This window comes from Petrotoga mexicana DSM 14811 (assembly GCF_002895565.1).
In the GTDB taxonomy this organism is placed as follows: Bacteria; Thermotogota; Thermotogae; order Petrotogales; family Petrotogaceae; genus Petrotoga; species Petrotoga mexicana.
Window position 1 is genome coordinate 1 of record NZ_AZRN01000003.1, and the last position, 4,462, is coordinate 4,462.

Sequence of the window (4,462 nt, forward strand, 5' to 3'; positions counted from 1 at the left end):
AGCAGAAGCTATTAAGACAGGAGTAGAACATTGGAGAAGGAGAAAATACAAAACAGCCGGAACTCTTTATTGGCAAATAAATGATTCATGGCCTGTTTTCAGTTGGGCTTCAATAGATTATTTTAAACGGCCAAAGGCTTTATACTTTTACACTAAAAGATTTTATAATCAATTGTTAGCGATTGCCAAAAATAAAGATGAAAAGGTCATAATATCACTGATAAACGATGGAATCAAAACCCAAGTTGATTTAGAATTTCAACTTTGGTCTCTAGATGGAAAAAAACTTATGCAAAAAGAATATTCAAACATAAAAACGCCCGAAGATTCTGTAACTACTATCGATCAACTTAATATTTCCAACATTGACTTAGATAACTCCATAGCTTACTTAATTCTAAAACAAAATGGAAAAATCATAATAGAAAACCACGAATTGTTTGCAGATTTAAGAAAAAATAAATTAAACGATCCAAAGATAACATACAAAAAAGAAGGAAACAACTTGATATTGAGTTGTGAAAAACCGGCGTTGGGAGTGAACGTTAAGGTAAATGGGGAAAATTATTCTCAAGATAATTTCTTTGCTCTTTTCCCCTCCTATCCAAAAGTTCTAAATAATATCGAAGGTGAAATTAGTATAAAAAGCGCCTTTGATTATTTGTAGTTTAAAGATTTGAATTTATAAATTAAATTCTACAACACTCTTTTTAATTTTTAAAAACAAAAAATATCTTCAACATGGAGGTGAATAGAAATGAAGAGTATTTTAGCATTGGCCTTAATAGTTTCCATTAATTTGGTTTTATTGGCAAATTCTGTATTAATCCCACCAAATATCGACGATTCTTTCTTATACGGTAACGAACTTGTGAAGAAACCTTCGGAAGCCGGGGCTTTGCGAGTTATTGAGTATAACGGGATAAAAACCTTGGGAGATGAAGAAGGTAATCCTATTCAATTAAGGGGCATGAGCACGCACGGGCTTCAATGGTTCCCCGAAATTCTAAATGAAAATGCTTTCGCCGCTCTTGCAAATGATTGGGAAGCGAATGTAATTCGCCTTGCCATGTACGTGGGAGAAGACGGATACGCAACAGATCCTGAAACCATCAAAAAAAGAGTCATTCAAGGAATCGATCTTGCAAAGAAGTACGATATGTATGTGATCGTAGATTGGCACGTACATGCACCAGGAGATCCAACTGATCCAATATATGAGGGAGCACAGGAATTCTTTAAAGAAATTTCAGAATTGTATCCTAATGACCCTCATATCATCTATGAATTATGTAACGAACCAAATGGTATCCCAAATGATGAAACCGGTTGGCAAATTGTAAAAGATTATGCAGAACCTATTATTGAAATGCTTCGGGAAAACGGGAATGAAAACATCGTTATTGTTGGAAATCCCAATTGGAGTCAAAGACCTGATTTAGCTGCTGATGATCCAATCGATGATCAAAATACCGTTTACACCCTTCATTTTTATGCAGGTACCCATGAACCATCACCAGATAGTTACGTAATGAAAAATGCAATTTATGCATTGAAGCACGGTGCCCCTATTTTTGCATCTGAATGGGGAACAAGCGAAGCTACTGGCGATGATGGACCATATATAGAAGAATCAGATGAATGGCTTAAGTTTTTGAACGCCAATAACGTTAGTTGGGTTAATTGGTCTCTTACTAATAAAAATGAAAAATCTGCGGCATTTACACCATACGTATATGGTGAATCTGAAGCAACAGATCTTGATCCAGGACCTGATCAAATATGGTCACCAGAGGAACTAAGTGTTTCAGGAGAATATGTTCGTACACGTATAAAAGGTGTAGAATACGAACCAATTGACCGTTCAAATTACTACAAAACATTATGGGATTTTGATGATGGGACCACTCAAGGCTTTGTAGTAAATTCCGACAGTCCTCTCACTGATGTAACGTTGACCAATGAGAAGAATAGATTAAAAATCTCTGGTTTAGATGCAAGCAATGACGTTAGCGAAGGAGGATTTTGGAACAATCTTCGTATTTCTGCGGATAATTGGGGCAACGCAGTTGATATTACCGGGGCTGGAAAAATAATGATAGATGTTATCTTAAAATCTCCTGCAACTGTTGCTATAGCAGTGATTCCTCAAGGACCCGGGAATGGCTGGTGGACTAATCCTGCTCGCGCTGTAAGGCTCACCCCAAATGATTTTGTCAAACAAGTTGATGGAACTTACAAAGCAGTTCTAACAATAACAGCTGAAGATAGTCCTGGCTTGGAAATAATTGGCACGAGTGACACAGACAATACGATTCAAAATATTGTTCTTTTCGTAGGTACAGAGGGAGCAGATGTAATTTATTTGGATAATTTTAAGGTTTCTGGCAAAAAAATTGAAATCCCCATTATCCATGATCCGTTAGGTAAAGCAAAATTACCATCGGATTTTGAAGATGGCACTCGTCAGGGTTGGAAATGGAGTAGTGACTCAGCAGTGCAAACAGCTCTTACCCTAGAAGAAGNNTTTATCTTGGGAAGTAGCATATCCTGAAGTAAAGCCAAGTGATACGTGGGCATCCGCACCACGTTTAGATTTCTGGATGGATGGCCTAAAACGCGGGGGTAAAAATTTCTTGTTTTTTGATTTTTATTTAGCTCCCGATAGAGCTTCGGAAGGAATTATTGAAATAAATTTGGCGTTTCAACCACCATTAGCAGGTTATTGGGCACAGGCAACCGATACTTATCAAATTGATCTCTCAGATCTTGATTCAGCAACTGTAACAAATGATGGCCTGTACCATTATGAGGTAAAAATAGATTTAAATTCAGTTCCCAATATTGAAGACAACACTGATTTAAGAAATATGCTTTTAATTTTTGTTGATGTGAACAGCGACTTCGCTGGAAGAATGTATATAGATAATGTCAATTTTATTGAATAAAAAAACAAGAAAATTTTCATCTATAAGGAGATGAGTATTATGGATTTTAATTTCGATCATTTAGCAATCACAGTTTCCGATTTGGAAAAATCTGTTGGATTTTACAGAGATATTCTTGGTTTTAGAGTTTTAGGAAAGCTTGTTCAAGACAATGGGAATTTCGTAATTGTTTATCTTGATATGGGAGATAAAATACTTGAATTATTCAACTTTACAGAAAAAGGAAAATATCTAACAACTCAAAACGATAAAGACATGGGCATAAAACACTTTGCTTTTAAAGTAAAAAGTGTCGATCAAACCTTTAAATATCTAAGGGAAAAAGGTGTAGAATTCACAATGGAACCTACCAATGCTGAAGGTGGTGTAAGAATTGCCTTTTTCAAAGACCCTGATAACATTCTAATAGAGATAATTGAGGGAGAACTTAATTTAGAAACATATTAAAGGTAACTCTTGAGGTGAAAAAAATGGCAACGATAAGAGAAATTGCTAAAGCTTCAGGCTTCTCTATCGCAACGGTATCTAGAGTTCTCAGTGGAAGCGAGAACGTTACTGAAGAAACAAGAAAAAAGATTTTAAAGGTTATAAAAGAATTAGATTACAGAAGAAGCCAGAGCATAAAAGGGAGCTCGTTCAGGGGGATTGGGGTCTTGGTCCCCGATCTAAAGGCAGATTACTATGGAATGGTAGCTGAAGGAATAGAAGAAGTTCTTTTACGAAATCACTTCGAAATGTTCCTTTCAACATATAGACATTCATTGGAAAAAGAGAGAGATGCCTTAGAAGAGTTCTTCGCAAGAAAAGTTGATGGTGTCATTGTCTGTACAACCTACCAGGATGAAGATTGCTTAGAAAAATTCATTGAAGCAGGTATACCGGTTGTTGCTGTTGATAGAGAAAACTCAGAACTGAAAATGGATATTGTAACTATAGATAATTATGACTCTTCATTGAAAATTGCAAAATATTTATACGATATGGGCCATAGAAAAGTTTTACATGTCGAAGGTCTGATGGAAGTATACTCTGCCAGGGAAAGAAAGCAAGCTTTTATGGATTTTGCACAAAAGAAAGAAGATTTTGAAGTTACCTTTATTCCTGCAAGTTTTGATGTAAAAGATGGATATATTGCTATTAAAAAATATCTTGACAAATATGGCAAAAACTTTACAGCGGGTTTTTTTGCCAATGATTGGATGGCTCTTGGTGGGATAAAAGCACTGAAAGAAGCTGGATTCAATTACCCTGAAGATGTTTCAATAGTTGGCTTTGATGATTCTCCCTTGGCTAAATATTTATACCCTTCCCTAACAACCATTAGACAACCTGTATATGAAATGGGATTAAACGCAGCAAAACTTTTGATAGAAAAATTAGAAGGTAAAAATGAAAGTAAGGTGAAAAGAAGGGTTATTTTACCAACTAACTTAATAATTAGAGATTCAGTCAGAAAAATATAATTTAATGATTTTTTGATATAATTATACTAATTATAGGGCGGGGTGCGGGGC

General features: G+C 35.5%; 2 protein-coding genes and 2 pseudogenes. All 4 read left to right on the forward strand.

Annotated features, from left to right (window positions below):
* Positions 1 to 667, forward strand: a pseudogene (locus X927_RS00870) (glycoside hydrolase family 2 protein); the annotation flags it as partial.
* Positions 668 to 757: 90 nt separating this feature from the next.
* Positions 758 to 2,948 (forward strand): annotated as a pseudogene (locus tag X927_RS00875) (carbohydrate-binding domain-containing protein).
* Between the two features lie 39 nt (positions 2,949 to 2,987).
* A complete protein-coding gene (locus X927_RS00885; RefSeq protein ID WP_158245440.1) occupies positions 2,988 to 3,395 on the forward strand; it encodes a VOC family protein in 408 nt (135 codons plus the stop codon).
* Positions 3,396 to 3,418: 23 nt separating this feature from the next.
* Positions 3,419 to 4,411: a LacI family DNA-binding transcriptional regulator gene (locus tag X927_RS00890; protein ID WP_103076243.1), complete on the forward strand. Its 993-nt coding sequence runs from the start codon at positions 3,419 to 3,421 to the stop codon at positions 4,409 to 4,411.
* Positions 4,412 to 4,462: the final 51 nt, after the last annotated feature.